The 17,510-nt window shown below is 48.4% G+C and carries 13 protein-coding genes; 7 read left to right on the top strand and 6 right to left on the bottom strand.

What is annotated here, in order from left to right; all coding sequences use genetic code 11:
• Window position 1 precedes the first annotated feature (1 nt).
• On the top strand, window positions 2-1,372 hold the full coding sequence (gene accC / locus DN599_RS07780; RefSeq protein WP_110457062.1) for an acetyl-CoA carboxylase biotin carboxylase subunit: 1,371 nt from the start codon (window positions 2-4) through the stop codon (window positions 1,370-1,372).
• 75 nt (window positions 1,373-1,447) lie between these two features.
• Here the strand turns inward: accC and DN599_RS07775 are convergent, their stop codons facing one another.
• Entirely contained in the window at window positions 1,448-4,630 is a 3,183-nt protein-coding gene (locus DN599_RS07775; RefSeq protein ID WP_110457061.1) for an HD domain-containing phosphohydrolase, read from the bottom strand.
• Window positions 4,631-5,009: 379 nt separating this feature from the next.
• Complete coding sequence (locus DN599_RS07770) at window positions 5,010-5,264, bottom strand: YgjV family protein (protein ID WP_110457060.1); 255 nt, start codon at window positions 5,262-5,264, stop codon at window positions 5,010-5,012.
• Window positions 5,265-5,599: 335 nt separating this feature from the next.
• Between DN599_RS07770 and rraA the strand changes: the two genes are divergently transcribed.
• Window positions 5,600-6,085 (top strand): ribonuclease E activity regulator RraA, encoded by a 486-nt coding sequence (rraA, locus tag DN599_RS07765; RefSeq protein ID WP_110457059.1) that lies wholly within the window; start codon window positions 5,600-5,602, stop codon window positions 6,083-6,085.
• 177 nt (window positions 6,086-6,262) lie between these two features.
• On the opposite strand, the gene nrfD is transcribed toward rraA, so the two are convergent.
• From nrfD to DN599_RS07745, 4 genes are all read right to left on the bottom strand, one after another.
• Complete coding sequence (gene nrfD / locus DN599_RS07760; RefSeq protein ID WP_110457058.1) at window positions 6,263-7,210, bottom strand: NrfD/PsrC family molybdoenzyme membrane anchor subunit; 948 nt, start codon at window positions 7,208-7,210, stop codon at window positions 6,263-6,265.
• Window positions 7,207-7,779, bottom strand: a complete 573-nt coding sequence (locus DN599_RS07755; protein ID WP_110457057.1) for a 4Fe-4S dicluster domain-containing protein — start codon at window positions 7,777-7,779, stop codon at window positions 7,207-7,209. Before DN599_RS07755 ends, nrfD begins: the two co-directional genes overlap by 4 nt.
• A gap of 12 nt (window positions 7,780-7,791) precedes the next feature.
• The gene (phsA, locus tag DN599_RS07750; RefSeq protein WP_162599176.1) at window positions 7,792-10,068 is read right to left on the bottom strand and encodes a thiosulfate reductase PhsA; all 2,277 of its coding nucleotides are present in this window, start codon (window positions 10,066-10,068) and stop codon (window positions 7,792-7,794) included.
• A 337-nt stretch (window positions 10,069-10,405) separates the two neighbouring features.
• Window positions 10,406-12,217, bottom strand: coding sequence for a sensor histidine kinase (locus DN599_RS07745; protein WP_239473258.1), 1,812 nt, complete (start codon window positions 12,215-12,217; stop codon window positions 10,406-10,408).
• Between the two features lie 169 nt (window positions 12,218-12,386).
• Here DN599_RS07745 and DN599_RS07740 point away from each other — a divergent pair, with 169 nt between their 5' ends.
• From DN599_RS07740 to ubiB, 5 genes are all read left to right on the top strand, one after another.
• Complete coding sequence (locus tag DN599_RS07740) at window positions 12,387-13,004, top strand: response regulator transcription factor (RefSeq protein ID WP_110457056.1); 618 nt, start codon at window positions 12,387-12,389, stop codon at window positions 13,002-13,004.
• A 178-nt stretch (window positions 13,005-13,182) separates the two neighbouring features.
• Window positions 13,183-14,226 (top strand): formimidoylglutamase, encoded by a 1,044-nt coding sequence (locus DN599_RS07735; protein ID WP_110457502.1) that lies wholly within the window; start codon window positions 13,183-13,185, stop codon window positions 14,224-14,226.
• A gap of 203 nt (window positions 14,227-14,429) precedes the next feature.
• Entirely contained in the window at window positions 14,430-15,185 is a 756-nt protein-coding gene (gene ubiE, locus DN599_RS07730; RefSeq protein ID WP_110457055.1) for a bifunctional demethylmenaquinone methyltransferase/2-methoxy-6-polyprenyl-1,4-benzoquinol methylase UbiE, read from the top strand.
• A 35-nt stretch (window positions 15,186-15,220) separates the two neighbouring features.
• Window positions 15,221-15,844, top strand: a complete 624-nt coding sequence (locus DN599_RS07725) for a ubiquinone biosynthesis accessory factor UbiJ (protein ID WP_110457054.1) — start codon at window positions 15,221-15,223, stop codon at window positions 15,842-15,844.
• Window positions 15,841-17,490: a ubiquinone biosynthesis regulatory protein kinase UbiB gene (gene ubiB / locus DN599_RS07720; protein WP_110457053.1), complete on the top strand. Its 1,650-nt coding sequence runs from the start codon at window positions 15,841-15,843 to the stop codon at window positions 17,488-17,490. The genes DN599_RS07725 and ubiB overlap by 4 nt, the downstream gene beginning before the upstream one ends.
• Window positions 17,491-17,510: the final 20 nt, after the last annotated feature.

Here is a 17,510-nt window from a genome sequence, read left to right as displayed (position 1 = left end):
CATGGCAGCATCGCGCCCGTTTAACAAAGTGCTTATCGCCAATCGCGGCGAAATCGCCGTAAGGATCATCCGCGCCTGCCAGCAATTGGATATCGCCACAGTGAGTGTTCACTCGCGCGCCGACAAAGACGCCTTGCATGTCACCCTTGCCGATGAAAGCCTGTGTATTGGCGCCGCCCCATCGAGCCAAAGTTATCTAAGCAGCCAAGCAATACTGGCCGCTGCCGCACTCACCCATGCCGATGCTATCCATCCTGGTTATGGCTTCTTATCCGAAAGCGCCACCTTTGCCGAGCAAGTGACCGCCAGTGGCTTTGTGTTTATCGGCCCACGCAGTGACACCATCCGCCTAATGGGGGATAAGGTCAGCGCCATTGCCGCCATGAAAGCGGCAGGATTACCGACTATTCCCGGCTCTGATGGCCTGTTGGGCGATGATGCGTCCGCCAATTTGGCTCTGGCCGACGCTATCGGCTATCCGGTTATGGTCAAAGCTACCGCCGGTGGCGGCGGAAAAGGGATGCGCATCGTTAACGATGCCAGCGCGCTGCTAAGCACCATAGCCTTAACTCAAGGAGAGGCCGAAGCCACGTTTGGCAATGCCGGCGTCTATCTAGAGAAATACTTAAGCCAGCCGCGCCATATCGAGGTGCAAGTCATATGCGATAAGCAGGGCAATGCGCTGTCTTTAGGCGAGCGCGACTGCTCGATGCAACGTGCCCAGCAAAAGGTGATAGAGGAAGCGCCGGCATTAGGGTTAACCGATGAGCAGCGCGATACTATCGGTCAACGCTGTATCAAGGCTTGCCAAGCCATAGGCTATGAGGGCGTTGGCACCATAGAGTTTCTTTACCAAGAGGGTGAATTTTTCTTTATGGAGATGAATACCCGCTTGCAGGTAGAACATACGGTAACAGAGATGGTGACCCATCTCGACTTGGTCGCCGAGCAGCTGCGTATCGCCGCAGATCAGCCTCTTGGCATGCGCCAAGCACAAATACAATGCCATGGGCATGCTATTGAGTGTCGTATTAACGCTGAAGATCCTGCTAACTTTACCCCATCACCCGGCACCATCACAGCACTCACCCTTCCCGGCGGCCTTGGGGTTCGCTGGGACTCGCATCTTTATCAAGGTTACCAGGTGCCGCCCTATTACGATGCCATGATAGGTAAGCTCATCACTTGGGGTAGCTCACGCAACTGCGCCATTGCCCGTATGCGTGTTGCCTTAAATGAACTGGTTATCCAAGGGATTAACACTAATATCCCCTTACTCAAGCGGATACTGGCCGACGATGGTTTTGTCCAAGGCGCGCAGCCCATCGATTATTTAGAGCACTCACTGCTGCCCAATTTAACGGACAAATAATCTAGCCTCATAGGTGCATGGTGAGCAGCTGTTCTGCTCCGATTATCCCAACCATAATTCTCCATCCAACCATAATCACGCCGTTCGATTAAGGTACTGCTCAATATCCACCGTATCGATTTGACTCGGGTCGAGAAATTTATTCGCGTAGTCAAGATAAACCCCACTGGTTAAAAACAACTCAAACAGATCTCTGTCGACATGGTCATCCAAGACCATTTTATGCAAAATATCGATGGCCACACTAATGGGCTTGGCCTTTTTATAGGGTCTATCGGCCGCGGTTAAGGCTTCAAAAATATCGGCTAACACCAAAATACGCTCTGGGGTCGATAGCTGCTCAGCCGTCAACTTACGCGGATACCCAGTGCCTTTAAGTGTTTCGTGGTGAGTCGAAGCATAACGCGGCACCCGCGCCAGTTCGGGAGGAAAAGGTAAACTTTCTAGCATCTTAATGGTGCTAGTAATATGTTCATTAATCTTAAAGCGATCTTCAGCGGTTAAGGTGCCTCGAGAAATGGCTAAGTTGTACAGCTCACCTTGGTTATACAGATGCTCTGGCACCGTCATCTTAATGCCAAACTTTTTATCGAAATGCACCGGAAAATCGCGACGAATAATATGCTGAGGTTTATCACTTAATAGCGACTCTGTCACAGGTAGCACTTCTAGCGACTTGGGATAATTGAGCTCTTCAATGGGCGACAGCCCCAGCCTGTCGTCGAAATGGCGCACCCAAGTGATTTTAGCCAATTGCTGCAATCTATCGATATGGGCTTGCTCCATAAACTCGCCACCCACGTTAGCATTGGCAATAAACTCAAAGTCTTGGTTAAGGGTTTGCCACTTTTGCGCTAACTCGGCTTGCAGTTGTTCTCTGTTCTCTGGTTGTTGCGCCAACTGTTGATGGTAGCTTATTTGGGCGTCACGCCACAGCACTTCAAAGCGCATACGCACCTCGTGAATTCGGTTGTAGATCACCTCCAACTTACTGCCTTTATCGACAATATGCTCTGGTGTGGTGATCTTGCCGCAGTCATGCAACCAGGCTGCCATTCTAAACTCGGTATGCTCTTCTTCATTATTAAATTCAAACGTATCAAAGGGGGGCTGTTGCGACGCCACAGCCTGATCCGCCAGCATCAAACCAAGCTCGGGTACACGGTTACAGTGCCCGGCGGTATAGGGGGATTTATCATCGATAGCCTGAGCGATAAGCTTGATAAATGATTCCATTAATTGCTTTTGATTCTGTTCGTGCTGCCTAATCGAATCAGACATATCTACCATTGAATCGGCCAACTCATCAATCTCGACGATATAACAATTCACCTTAGCGACTTCACTGTATTGGCGATTTTTTACCTTAAGGTTTTCAATCGCTAACTGTTTAATCGGATTAATGATCGGTGAGGCAAATAACCAAGATAATGGCAGCACTAGCAACATGCATATGCCGGTGATCATAATCGACTTTTCCACCCTTTCTTGACTAGTCGATAGCAAGACCAGCTTAGGTACCACGATGGCAAAATATTCCGTTTCGGTGCGACTGTTATGCATGGGAGCCACATAGACATATCGCTCTTCACCATTGATGCTATAAAGCTTGAGCTGTTGCTGTTCACTCGGATAATTAGCTATATCTATTAACAACTTATAAGGAACGGCCCCCTGTTGCAGGTTCGATGACGCCTCCATGCCATCACCGAACCACTTTTGCTCTAATGCACTAACTTGCTCAGATGTGATGTTTGCCAAGGCTAAGTTGATGATTTCCAGTAATACTTCATCACTGGGATGCACGACAATACTCAAGCCGGGATTGACATTCGCGGGGGCAAAATCAATATGCTCATGAAACTGCACACCATCAATAAAGAAAAGCTTAGCGGTATAGTGCAGCACCACGCTGTTATCTAATGCAGCAAACACCTCGCCTTGGGCTACGGCTTGCAAAACCGCTAGAGTTGAGTCGTATTCAACCACCTCAATTTGTGGAAAATAACGCTGAATAATGGGAATAACTGACCAACCACGGGGAATCGCCAGCTTATGCCCTTCGAGCTGTTCTATACGGCTAAACACTTGATGATTGGGGCGAGTGACAATAGCAAAAGGTAAGGGTAAAAAGGGTTGGCTAAATAAACCTAAGTTTTCATTTTGTTCGTTGTTTAACACCGAATGCAATAGATCAAGTTCACCGCGTTTAAACTGCTCAAATAACTCAGCCCAGCTAATACCATTACTATATTCAATCTGCAGCCCCGTCATTGCAGCTACCAGATTAAGCATATCTATGCTGTATCCTTGCGGTTCTCCGGCAATAGCAAAGTCTATCGGCGGCCAATCGGTTTCATTCGACGCTCTTAATACTGGCGAGCGCGTAATAAACGCTGTTTGTTCATCCGTAAGTGTTAATTGTGGCCCTGCTGGGAGTTTAAATTCGTTTTCAGCAGCTTGATTAGAGGCGATAAGCTCACCTGTGGCTTTATACACAAAAACCTCTTGCTCACCATCCAGCCCGTGAGTCTGGCCTTGTTGCACTAGGTGTTCCTCTAGGCTAGATAGGGCAATGTCGACTCCCAATACGGTACCATTACCCGGTAACTTAATAGAATAAGTGAGTCCTGGTGCTTGTAGTGTCTGAAATAGATAGGGCTCAGTCTTATAGACCTCCTCACTAGTTGCATTAATATACCAAGGGCGATTAGTCGCATCATAGTCACTGACATCAAAATGGCTGACCCTAAGATTAAACTCGGCATCAAAATAAGCAATTTCACGTCGTCGCTCACCACTGGCATGAGTGTGGATCTTGATTAAGGCCCAACGGTCTAAGTGGCCAGCATTAAGCTGGTCGCGCACGGCAGCATTTGTATTGAGATTAATGAGCTCATACAGATCACCGTCGTCGAGCCCAATGTAGATAGCACAAATAAAAGGGGAGGTTTGCATCAGTTTGGAAAAGATACTCAGCGCCTCGGCTGACAATCCCTCATCCGTTTCTAGCGACGAGAAACTCGCCAATAGTTTGGTTGTATTTATGATACTCCTATCCAAATACGCCAAGTGTTCACTGGTACTGCGGGCACTGCTATTATAGAGTTTAAGCGCCGACTCAGTCGCCAGACGTTCGCTAAAATAATATTGCAATCCTATTGCAATCAAGGCAGTACATAGGGTAGCAAAGACAAAAATACTCACTACGGTGACACGTATAGTAAACCGATAAGGTTTAGTGCCTTGCTCTGCCATGAGCGAATCCTTTTTCTTGTTCTTGGGGAAGATGAAACAACGATTGCACCTAAGGATAGTATAACAAAGCAATAACAAGTCAATTTGTTATCTGTACTGCGCACATGCAATTTAACCCCGTGCCTCACGAAGAAATACAACAAAAATAACAGTAATAACTGGGGCTATAGCACATAGCTGTTATCAGCATAAACGCTGATAATTCGGTGACAAACTATAAGTACAAGTCTGCGCCAGCAGATTGCCGAGGCCGTGGGTATAGGCGAAACATCGACTAACCTCAGTAAGGCATCAGCTCAGGCACACATTCGATGGGGAGGACGAGGAGTCAGGCAGAGCCACCAACCCGAGAGCAGACTCAGGTTGGCACACACCGCAGTCAGGCGCTTTTTATGTCGTTTAACTGCGATTTACTACGGGCAATTTTAACTAAATGATAGATATTAATGCAGGCAACAAAAGCGTTCATACCTGCAACTGGCCATGCCGAGATGTAAGTGCCGTAGATCACGAACAGTGTACAGCCAGCAAAGTTAAGCGTTCTTAGCCAAACGATGTCCTTCATCATTAATGATATTGCCACCATTAATGACGCAGAATAGCCAATTAATTCAATTGTGTTTGAAACTTCCATAAGGCACCTTCTTAAGACCCTATACCATCCGTAAGCGAACTGGGGGATCCATGCCCCTAAAGCAAGTTAAATTAACGTTATCAATTACTGCAGCTATATTAGCAAAACCATACACAATGTGTAATAAAAATACGTTATTTAATGAGGTGGGTCATGTTTTCAGTATGTTTTACCACCAATGATAGAAACATTACACCAACTGGCATACAAGCTAGTTTTATCGACAATTGCGTGATTAATAACGCTTTTCTTTTTAAGAATCCCTTATATACTGGCTGGTACTAATATGTTGCTGATTTATCCAAGCAAAATGCCTTTCTACAGGAGTATGACTTATGGAATACAACACCTCAGAACTTTGTGACACTTACATTGATATGGTCGATGTCGTCGAACCCATGTTCAGTAATTACGGTGGTTGTAGCTCTTTTGGCGGTTCAATTAGCACCATCAAATGCTTCGAGGACAATGGCTTAATCGCAGAAGTTCTGCAGCAAGATGGCGAAGGCAAGGTGTTGCTGGTTGATGGTGGTGGTTCATTACGCCGCGCCCTACTCGATGCATCAATCGCAGAAATTGCGGTCGCTAATAACTGGGAAGGCATTGTCATTTACGGTTCGGTACGTGATGTTGATGCGCTGGAAGATCTCGATATTGGCATTCAGGCCATTGCCTCTATCCCAGTTGGCGCCGATGGCCATGGTGTAGGCGAGCTCGAAGTACCAGTTAACTTTGGTGGCGTAACCTTCTTACCTGCCGATCACCTGTATGCAGACAACACAGGGATTATTTTGTCGCCAGAGCCATTAGATATCGATTAAGCCTCTGACAACCGTTTTAGCTTGCCAGACAGTACGCTAACTTAACTGCACAGATGCTAAGCATAAAAAAGGATGATGCCCTACAGGGTCATCATCCTTTTTAATTTAACGATTAAATACTTAGTCACAGCCACCATTTGGGCTAACGCGATAAGTTAACCCAAGTAACATGGCCCATTAACTAATATAGCTTTGTCCCGCATAGACCACGAAATGCCGCAAGGCCAACACCCCAAGAATCGTGCTACAGGACACGGTAATTAAAAATGCCTTACTGTGTCGCCACGCCTTCGGTGCCAGCGAGCTGGCGAGCACAGGCACACCTAGCCCTAAGCCCACCACGCCAATCCAAAAGACGCTTGCCCAAGTCCCGGTAGTGATAGCCGCCGTCGCCGCCTGCGCGGCAGGACCGGAAAAGTTAAGCCCGACAAACAGCAGCACTAAACAGAGCGCTTCATTAAACGCGACAGGGTACTCGATACGGTGCACCTGCTCGATACAGTCAGACTCTTTCTTACTGAAAAACAGCGTTGCTACCAAAATATTACCAGCCGAACCGACCGAGAGCGCCGAAGCTAAGAACAGCGCCGGTAACACTGCAGTATTGAGGATCGGATAGCTGATCATCGCCGACAGCAAAAATCCGGTGTAGACCCCAACGCCGAGTGCCAGCGCAAAAATCAGCTTATTCAAACTGCCTTCAACCTGACGGCAGACCGACAAGATGCCCGCTAACCAGGGAGCGTAGTGCAGCACCTGCTTTTCAAACACTAGCGCGGCAAACACAAACACTAAAGGAATGTAAATCAGCAGGGCGATAACCCCCCATGCCATCACAGACGTTAAGTTGTAATTGAGTAAGATATGATAAAACTCAAACGGTTTAGTCAAATCCAGCACCAATAACGCCATGCCCAAACAGATAGCCACAGGCCCTATCACCGCCGCGGCCTTAATCACAGGCAAGCCATCAGTGGGTAGCCCTCGGCTCTGCTTGTACCATTTAAGCCCTATCGCCACTAACATAGAACCTGCCGATAAGCCTGCCATAAACAGGTAGACTGCGATTATCCAGTTCCAGACGACTGGATCATATTGCTCCATGGAGCCCCAAATATTGTTCATGCTTTAATCCCCCCTTTACGGCTAGGAATGCGATAGACCCTTGGCTCTGTGCCAAGATTCACCTTTTGCTGATAATGCGGCTTAGTATCTAACACCTTGCGAACCTCTGAATTCAGATCATTGGCATCGCCAAACACTAAGGCTTGGGTCGGGCAAACACTGACACAGGCTGGGTCTTCACCACGAGCAAGTCGCGTCTCCTTACAAAAATCACACTTGTCTGGCACCCGAGTTTCCGGATTAATAAAGCGCACCTTGTAGGGGCAAGCGGCAACACAATAGAGGCAGCCGACACACTTGTTTTCATTTATTGAGACAATGCCATCGGCGTTAACGTAAGCCGCGCCCGTAGGACACACCTTGACGCATGGCGCGTTTTCACACTGCTCACAAGAGACGCGATTGTATTTAAAATGCAGATGAGGAAAGTTACCGTAAGGCCCCTCGATGCGTACCTGAAGCCGGGTCACCGACTCAGGCACATTATTTTCACTGCGGCAGGCCACATTACAGGCTTGGCAGCCAATGCACTTATTTTCATCGTGCACAAGAACATAACGTTTAGTCATAATGAACTCCGATTACAGCTTGGCAATTTTGACCCCGGTGGTATGTAAATTCATACCAGTAACCGGAGAGGTAATATGAGGAAGTAGGTTGCCACAATGCACGCCTTTACCCGTGGCGCGGGCTAGCTCTTTGTTTTTAGAACCACAGCCCATATAGGCAAACACGGTATCGGGACGAATACCCGGCGTGACCAAGGCATGCCCCTCTTCGCTGCCAGTCGCGTTATAGATGCGAATCGCGTCACCGTTGGCAATATTCAATAAGCCCGCCGTGACGGGATGGATCCATACCGCATTATCCGACATTAGATTAGCCAGCATAGGGACATTTTGCGTGCCCGAATTGGTGTGCACCGCGACTTTTCCTTGGATGAAAAACAGCTCGTCGGCCTTCTTCATGGTCACTTCGCGGTAACGGATAACCCCCCGCCCTGGCGCCATTTTCTCCACTTTATCTGAGCTCAGCTCAATCTTGCCAGACGGGGTTTTAAAGCTTAGCTGGCTGGCATAAGTGCCATCATCATCGACCGCTTTTGCATTGGGGTAGGTATCGGTAAAGGTCTTGACCATCTCCCGCTCACGAAGCATCAAGGGCTTACCATAGCTGACCCAACCATCACGTTTAATGGTGTTGAGCAGCGCCGCATCTTTATCGACTTGAAACAGCTGCAAGGTTTCCATGTTATCCCAAGGGAAGTACTGCCCTTGCCCGAGCTGATTGGCTAACTCCTTCCAAATCATCCAGCTGGGTTTAGTGTCGCCTATGGTGTCGACCACACGTTGACGCACGTAGTAAGCGGGGTTTTTACCCGACTTATCGACAATCTCCTCATCACGCTCAAGGTAGGTCGATTCAGGCAGGAAGATATCGGCATAAGCGGCGCTTTCACTGATATAGATATCGCAGGCGACGATAAAATCGAGCTTTTGCATGGTCTCAACAATGCGTGCTCTGTCTGTCATGGTCTGCATCGGATTGGTACGGCTCATCACCCAGCCATGCAGCTGATAAGGCTTGGCCTCTAATGTCGCATCTAAAATCGTTTGATAGATCCCCCCCGATGACCACAACAAGGCATATTGATCATCGACCATATCGATACGCTTGGCATCGATTGAGGGCATACCCTCTACCCCAGGTTTCGCTAAGGTCGGCGCCACTTTTTCACCAGCAAACTTATTGTACTTAGAGGCTTTCTTACCAAAATAAAGCCCCCCTTTACGCTCGATATTACCAATTAACACGTTGGCGGCATAAAGGGCACGGCGCATCTCAAACTCTTCGGTGGTAAATGAAGAGCGGTGGCCAAAGTCCACCACGGCATGAGGCGCTGCGGCGGCGTATTCGTGCGTAATACGACGAATATCTTCAGCGGGCACATCACTGACCGATTCGGCCCATTCAGGCGTGTAGGCTTTAACCTCTTGCGCAAACGCGTCGAAACCAGCAACGTACTGGGCGACAAAAGCCTTATCATACAGATCGTCTTCGATAAGGGTGTGGCAAATCGCCAACGCGACCGCAACGTCGGTGCCCGGTTTAATGGCGTACCACTCATCGGCTTTATCGGCCACAATCGAGAAGCGAGGCTCAAACACCACCAGCTTAGCGCCCTTCTCCATTTGTGCATTCATCATGCCCCGCGTTTCAGACATATTGATGCCTTCATACAGGTTATGACCAAAGTTAATGATGTATTTAGAGTTACTTAAATCACGTTTGACTTTGCCACCAAAAATCGCCTTGGCAGCCACCACATAACCGGCCGGACACGTAGAGGCGTGAGTAAAGGTGTTTGGGCTACCGAAAGCCTTAGCCAGATGGAAAAGGTGACCCGAAAGTGAGCCAGATTTGGAGGAAAACGCCACCGATTCGGCGCCGTGCTGGGCTTTTATCTTATTGAGATTTTCGGCAATGATGGCATAAGCTTCATCCCATTCGATTTCGGCCCATTTGCCTTCGCCGCGCTCACCTACCCGCTTGAGCGGTTTAACGATACGTTGCTTGTCGTACAGCTGACTATGGCCTGCGCCGCCACGCGCACAGACTGCGCCACCAAAGGATTTGGCTTTCTTGTTGCCCAATATGGAGACGTTTTTACCATTCACGACTCGCGCCGAAATGGGGCATCTTGTCGAGCACATCTCACAGATACTGGCGACCGATTCTGCACTGCCGCTTAACCCCGTTTGCCCTAGCGCTGCTAATGAGCCCGGCAACGTCGCAAATACGCAACCTGCGGTCCCAGCACCAGCCCCTTTAATAAAGGTACGCCGATCAAGTTTCATGATTTTTCTCCCAATTAACAATGATACCGACAGACCTGAGCTGGTAGCTCATCCCGATTAATTACGTGGGACAACACCATCAAATGTCACTCGGTTTTCACCATTGTTACCAAGGGAGGAGTGGTTGCACATTGTGGTATACCACATATCGATCCACTGGCAGGTCAGTTTGTGATCGACTTCATAGTCGATAATTTCACCAACACACAGCACTGATTTTGTATAGTGTGGTAAACCACATATCGAATAGCATTCGTGCGACACATGTAAATAAAGCAATGAAAAACAATCCATTACTTCGATCCTGTTTTATCGAAAGCAGATGAGTCACTAACCGTTAAATCTGCACCGTTTGTTGGCACCCTCTACGCTTTAGCGCGATTTTAGCCACGCATCCGCTATGGCCATCGTCACGATTTTCTAGTGTGAAGCCGCCGTTATGCTCTTTTATCACCTCATTACAGATGGCTAATCCTAAGCCTAATCCTTCGGTTTTGGTGGTAAAAAACGTTGCCATCACGGTGGCGGCCTGTTGCGTCAATCCTGGGCCATTATCGATCACCAGTACATCTACTTGGTGTTCATGAAACTGCAGCGTAATTATGATCTGCCCACGCCCTGTATCATCGGGACGCTCGGCAATGGCATCGATACTGTTTTTAATCAGATTAATCAACACTTGCAGCAGACCGACGCGATCGGCACTAATAAAAAACGGCTCACCGCTGATCTCTTTGACCACCTCGATATCGCGGCGCATCAACTCTAAACGCAGCAGAGACAAGCTCTCATCCACCAGAGTGAGAATATTCACATCATCCATCACCGCCTCTTTGCGCTTGAGTAGACCCCGGATCCTGTGCACCACTTCCCCCGCACGGGTCGACTGCTTATGAATTTTTTGCAGCAAGTCTATGGTGGCTTCCGCCTCCGTCAATTGCCCGCCTTGCATGCGCATGATGCCGCCCTCGCTATAACTGGTGATGGCCGCAATAGGCTGGTTGATCTCATGAGCCAGCCCCGCGCCAATTTCGCCAATCATAGAGGCGCTTTGCAGCCGCTCTAACGCAATAGCTTGCTGCTTTAATTGCCGCTCTGTGCTGACCAATGACTCACTTTTTTGGTGAAATCGGTACTCGATCCACAGGTGATATACCGTCGCCACTAAAAAAATGACCACAGCTAAGATGCCCCAATGGCGATTTTCATTGAGCCAAGTTTGCAGGGCGTTTAAACGGCTTTTTTCCTGCGAGATCACATGTAAGTCACCATACAGTTGGATAACGGCTAGCTGACTAATGGGCGACGTCCAGCCCATGAGTTGGCCGCTCACTGCGGCCGGATGCTCGGCTGGTAATGCCATTAATGCCTGACTAATTTGTTGGCTAAGATTAATATCGACACTTTCATTGGCCGCAAACGACCAATTAGGATAGAGCTTAGTGCTGCACTGGCAGTCATACCCTTCGGGACGACTCGGGTTAAGCACTCTAAAATCGGCAGGATTTAACAAGCCGCGCGCCACCATATCCTCAAGCGTACACAAGGGGGTGATCGCGGCATCGACATGGCCGTCCCTCACTTGATACAACAAGGGATCGAGCGGAAAGCCAACAAACTTAACTTGGCCAAAATAGTGGTCAGCATCCATGCCCAATTTATGCATTAATCCTGCGGTCGCCTGATATCCGCCTAATGCATGGGGATCGCTGGCAGCGATGATTTTATCTTTTAAATCATACAAGGTGCGATAATCACTTTCGGCTTTCACCACAATGGCCGAGCCGATAGCCGTAGTACTGCCGTTATGCCGCCGAGAGCGCATGGTGGCTAACCAAGACAGCGGATACTGGTTCGACAGATACAGATATTGCCCCGGGTTGGTGATAATAAACTGGATCTGCCCTAGCTCCATAGCAAGATTTAGGGCTTCAAAATTCCCCGGAAATACATGAAATTGCGTGCCGGGTACCTGTTGATTTAAATAGGTCATCATGGGCGTCCAGCGCTCCATGGCTTGTTGATGCCCCCAGTTAGCCAACACGCCGACATATAGCTGTTGCGGCTGGGCAAAAACACGGGCAGAACAACAGAATAAACTACTCAATAAGCAACACACAGCCAATGCATGCAGTAGGTATTTATACACACAATGTTCCTCAATCGATACGCTTAGCACAGCTTACGGTATCGATAGCAGATCGCCACGTGATGCGCCTCATGCTTTACCTAAAATAGTTGGCTAAATGGCCGCATCTGCGATATCAATCATAGTCATCGCCGCCAAATAGTTATCAAAACTCAATAAAGGAACCGCCGTGCCAACACCCTCGTCTAGTCCCGTGTATCTTGTCGACGATGATGAAGCGATCATCGATGCGATCAGTTTTTTAATGGTGGGTTATGGCTATGAGATAACCAGTTTTAACGCTGGCGATGACTTTCTGTCCAGTGTCGATCTGACCCAGCCCGGCTGCGTGATTTTAGATGCCAAAATGCCCTCAATGAGCGGGCCGCAGGTGCAGCGCTTATTGCACCAAGCTAAAAGCCCGCTGGCAGTGATCTTTCTCACCGGCCATGGCGATGTGCCGATGGCGGTCGATGCTTTTAAAAATGGGGCGTTCGACTTTTTCCAAAAGCCCGTCCAAGGCGCGGCGTTATCCGAGTCTATCGCTAAAGGGTTACACTACAGTGAGCGCCAACATTGGAAGCTTCGCCACCAACAGCTTATCGACACCTTGTCTGAGCGAGAAACCCAAATTTTCAAATTAGTTATCGCCGGCCACACCAATAAACAGATGGCCAACCAGCTATGCGTCGCCCTGCGCACCATTGAGGTGCACCGAGCAAAAATGATGAGCAAATTGGGGGCCAATAATGTTGCCGAGCTGCTCAAACTGGCGCCGCTCCTCAATAGCCCTAGCAACAACGATTAAGCCTACTCCAAGCCACTAGCCTGACGCCAACAAGCCATCACACCGCCAATAAGCGATGACGCCAAGGTCTACAGCTACTCTGGCGCGGCCTCCTGCGTTTACGCACAATTGCCAGCCGCTAGGTTTGTGGGCCACAATAGTACAATTGAGGCATCAACAATAATATAGGGCCATGACCATGCCAACACTGCTCCCCTTTACCCGCCAACTGTGCAGCACCTTCACCCATGTTCGTGAAGGCGAAACCAAGCTAGGACAAGCCCTGTATTGTTACGATGGCGACACGCCATTAAACACCGCATTAGCCGATGCCAAACAACAAGGTGTGCGATTTGTCATCTTAGGGATAGGCGAAGATATCGGCCCGCGAGCCAACCTTGGTCGTGGCGGCGCGGTTGATGCGTTCGAAGCAACCATGAGCCAATGGTGTAATCTGCAATCAAATCAATTTTTCGACGCTAAGCAGTGCATGGTGCTTGGGCAAGTTAATACTCACGATTTGCAACTGCCCGCGAGCGCAACCACCCAAACATTAAGAGCCCATGTCGAGCGCCTCGATGAGCGAGTGATCCATATCGTCAGCAGCATCATTGCCGCCGGATTAGAACCTATCGTGATTGGTGGCGGCCATAACAACGCCTACGGACTCTTGATGGCGAGCAAGCAAGTGATGAAGCGCCCGATCGCCGCCGTCAACCTCGACCCGCATGCCGACTTTCGCCCTAGAGAAGGCCGCCACAGCGGTAATGGTTTCAGTTACGCCGCAGCCAGTGGCGCGCTGGGTTACTACCATGTACTGGGCATGCATGAGCTCAAAAATAGCCAACAAACTTTAGACCAACTCAGCGCTTTTGGCGGCAAGTGGCATACCCTGCAGGCCATCTGGGTGCGCCAAGAACTGAGCCTCAAACAGGCCATCGATGAGATAGTCACCCAACTTAACGACAGCGGTTCACCCGTGGCGGTTGAGCTGGATATGGATGCCATCATGAATATGCCCAGCAGCGCTTCAACGGCAGCAGGGATCCCGCTTCTGGACGCTCTCTATTACGTTAATCAAATAGGGCTGCGCACCAACGCCTGTTATTTGCATTTGGCCGAAGCCGCCCCGAGTTGTCATAACGCTGGCAGCGATGCGGGACGCAGAGAAACAGGTCAAAGTATTAGCGAACTGATCTATGCCTACATGCAGGGACGAATAGCGAGGCAGCCCATAGGGTAATTGGCTCTGGGGAATTTGGCTTATGGCTAATATTATGATGTAATGCGGCGTTCAATTTTTTAAACTCTGCGCCAACGCGCATTTTTATAAAATCGGCACATGGATTATTAACATCGATCACAGAGTCACAGATGAATGATTCTGCAATGAGCATCATTCACTTACACTCGCCATAACAGTAGCGAAGCACAGGAATACAATAAATGTCAGAGGGCTCACCCAACAATACCCATTTCGGTTATAAGACGGTAGAAGCAGAGAAAAAAGCGGACCTTGTGGCCGACGTTTTTCACTCAGTCGCAACCAAGTACGACATTATGAATGATGTCATGTCCTTTGGTATTCATCGTCTTTGGAAGCGCTTAACCATAGAGAGTGCGGGTGCGCGTCCAGGCATGAAAGTATTGGATCTTGCCGGTGGCACGGGCGATCTTACTGCCAAGTTCTCCCACATCGTGGGTAATAAAGGCCAGGTGATCCTTGCCGATATTAACGAGTCCATGCTCAAGGTTGGCCGTGATAAGCTGCGAAATCGTGGCGTTGTGGGTAACGTGAACTACGTGCAAGCCAATGCCGAAGCATTACCGTTTCCAGATAATTATTTTGATATTATCACCATCGCTTTTGGCCTACGTAATGTGACTGATAAAGATGCGGCTATCCGCTCTATGCTGCGGGTATTAAAGCCTGGTGGAAAGCTGTTGGTACTGGAGTTTTCTAAACCTAAACATGAAGTGATGTGTAAGCTGTATGATCTGTATAGCTTTAAAATCTTACCTAAGATGGGTGACTTGATCACTAAAGATGCGGGAAGCTATGAGTACTTAGCCGAGTCAATCCGTATGCACCCTGATCAAGAGACCCTGAAGAGCATGATGATCGATGCCGGTTTCGAACAGGTTGAATACACCAACATGACCGACGGTATTGTGGCACTGCACAAAGGCTATAAGTTTTAATCTTTCCCCTTTTGCTTCAGCCGACTAGGTAACGCATGAAACGTGACATTGTATTGCTGCTTAGCGCGGCAATTGAAACCGCATTACAGCAAGCTGTCAAACAGTCCCCGCAAGCGTATGCCAAACAGCATACGCTGCATGGCAAGATGCTGTGCATACAATTGACCCAACTTAGCTGGCCCATTTACCTGTTATTTGCCAAAGAGATCCAAGTCTTTAGTCAATATAATGGTGAGATCACCACTCAGGTTGAAGTTGACATCACTACTCTGTATCGCCTCACCGAAGGCGCTAATCTCACCGAGTTGATTAAACAAGATAAGCTCAAACTCGAAGGCGATCTCAATCTACTGCAAAGCTTTAGCCACTTCATGCAACAGGTAGAGTTTGATTTTGCTGAGCCTCTGTCAAAATGGATTGGCGATGCGCCAACTCATATGTTGCAACAAGGCGTCAAACAACTCAGACAAGGGCTCGCGGACATATTTAATAAGAGCCGCGACCATGTCGGCCAGCTCGTTGTCGAAGAGTATCGCATCAGTCCACACAAAATCGAATTTATTCATTTTAGTGATAGAATCGATGAGCTTAAAGACGATACTGATGTCTTAAACCAAAGGATCGAACGACTCATAACCAGGACTCACAAGACAAAATGACAGTCAAAAGCATTCGGCGCGCATACCAAGTCATTAAAATTGCACTCAATTACGGCCTAGATGAGCTTATCCCATCAAAGCTAAAGCCTTGGTATTTTAGACTGCTGCGCTGCAGCTTTTTCTGGTTACGCAACAAACATAAAGACAAAGTGGGTGGTGAACGCCTCAAACTGGCTATGCAAGAGCTGGGGCCGGTTTACATTAAATTTGGCCAGATGCTGTCGACTCGCCGTGATCTGCTCAGTGATGAATGGGCCGAAGAACTGGCCATGCTGCAAGATCGCGTGCCGCCTTTCGACTCTTCAGTGGCAAAAGCTCAAATTGAAGCCGAACTGGGCGCCCCCATTGAAACCTACTTTGACGATTTTGACGATGTGCCTTTGGCATCGGCGTCGATTTCTCAGGTTCACACCGCCAAATTAAAATCGAGCGGCGCCGAAGTGGTACTCAAGGTACTCAGGCCCAATGTTGAAGCGCAAGTGCATGCCGATCTTCAATTAATGAGCCAGAGCGCTCAGTTTTTAGAAACTCTGTTAGGCCAAGGTAATCGCTTACGTCCGGCCGAAGTGGTAGAGGATTATCGCACCACGATTGAAGGCGAATTAAACCTAAAATTGGAAGCGCTTAACGCCATTAAGCTACGCAATAACTTTCTCGACTCTGGCTCACTGTATGTGCCATTTATGTATGAAGAGTTTTGCTTTACACGCTTAATCGTCATGGAACGCATCTATGGTATTCCAGTATCAGACAAGGCCGCGTTAGAAGCCCAAGGCACCAACCTTAAGTTACTGGCCGAACGCGGCGTTGAGCTATTTTTCACCCAAGTGTTTCGCGATAACTTTTTCCACGCAGACATGCACCCGGGCAACATCTTTATTAGCACTGAACACCCGGAAGATCCTTTCTATATCGGCCTAGATTGCGGCATCATGGGCACCTTAACCGAACAAGATAAGCGTTACCTAGCCGAGAACTTCCTTGCCTTCTTCAACCGTGATTACACCCGTATTGCCCAGCTCTATATCGAATCAGGCTGGGTTTCTGCCGATACCGATATCGTCGCCTTCGAGCAAGCCATTAAAGTGGTGTGTGAGCCGATGTTTAATAAACCATTGGACGAAATCTCCTTTGGCCATGTGCTGCTAGAACTATTTAGAACCGCACGCCGCTTCGATATGGTGGTGCAGCCACAATTGGTGCTGCTTGAAAAAACCTTACTTTATATTGAAGGACTTGGGCGCCAGCTCTATCCGCAGTTGGACTTATGGAAAACGGCCAAGCCGTTTCTCGAAGGCTGGATGGCCGAGCAAATTGGCCCCATCGGCATGGCCAAAAAAATTAAAAAAGAGTTCCCCTATTGGGCCGATAAATTGCCGGAACTGCCAGAGCTAATTTACGATAATCTTAAAATGGGTAAAAATTTCGTAAACAGCCAAAATTTACTCCTAGAACGCTACTTAAAACAGCAGCAAAAAGCCCACAAAAGTAACTACCTTTTAGTGACATCGGCAGTTTTAGTGATCTGCGGCACTATTTTGTTCGCACAAAACGCTACACTATGGGCCTCTTACGGGTCTATCGGGATCGGGACCATATTATGGTTATTCGGATGGCGATCTAGACCAAAGAATCGCAAATTTTAGCTAGCACTAAATAACCAAAG

The sequence above is a fragment of the Shewanella algidipiscicola genome (assembly GCF_900380485.1).
Taxonomy (GTDB): domain Bacteria; phylum Pseudomonadota; class Gammaproteobacteria; order Enterobacterales; family Shewanellaceae; genus Shewanella; species Shewanella algidipiscicola.
Note: the sequence above shows the minus strand (reverse complement) of the source record. Positions and strands in the feature narration are given on the sequence as shown.

Excerpts from the sequence above, each read along its gene's own strand:
- accC (WP_110457062.1), top strand. The coding sequence starts at position 2 with ATGGCAGCATCGCGCCCGTTTAACAAAGTGCTTATCGCCAATCGCGGC.
- DN599_RS07775 (WP_110457061.1), bottom strand. The coding sequence starts at position 4,630 with ATGGCAGAGCAAGGCACTAAACCTTATCGGTTTACTATACGTGTCACC.
- DN599_RS07770 (WP_110457060.1), bottom strand. The coding sequence starts at position 5,264 with ATGGAAGTTTCAAACACAATTGAATTAATTGGCTATTCTGCGTCATTA.
- rraA (WP_110457059.1), top strand. The coding sequence starts at position 5,600 with ATGGAATACAACACCTCAGAACTTTGTGACACTTACATTGATATGGTC.
- nrfD (WP_110457058.1), bottom strand. The coding sequence starts at position 7,210 with ATGAACAATATTTGGGGCTCCATGGAGCAATATGATCCAGTCGTCTGG.
- DN599_RS07755 (WP_110457057.1), bottom strand. The coding sequence starts at position 7,779 with ATGACTAAACGTTATGTTCTTGTGCACGATGAAAATAAGTGCATTGGC.
- phsA (WP_162599176.1), bottom strand. The coding sequence starts at position 10,068 with ATGAAACTTGATCGGCGTACCTTTATTAAAGGGGCTGGTGCTGGGACC.
- DN599_RS07735 (WP_110457502.1), top strand. The coding sequence starts at position 13,183 with ATGCCAACACTGCTCCCCTTTACCCGCCAACTGTGCAGCACCTTCACC.
- ubiE (WP_110457055.1), top strand. The coding sequence starts at position 14,430 with ATGTCAGAGGGCTCACCCAACAATACCCATTTCGGTTATAAGACGGTA.
- DN599_RS07725 (WP_110457054.1), top strand. The coding sequence starts at position 15,221 with ATGAAACGTGACATTGTATTGCTGCTTAGCGCGGCAATTGAAACCGCA.
- ubiB (WP_110457053.1), top strand. The coding sequence starts at position 15,841 with ATGACAGTCAAAAGCATTCGGCGCGCATACCAAGTCATTAAAATTGCA.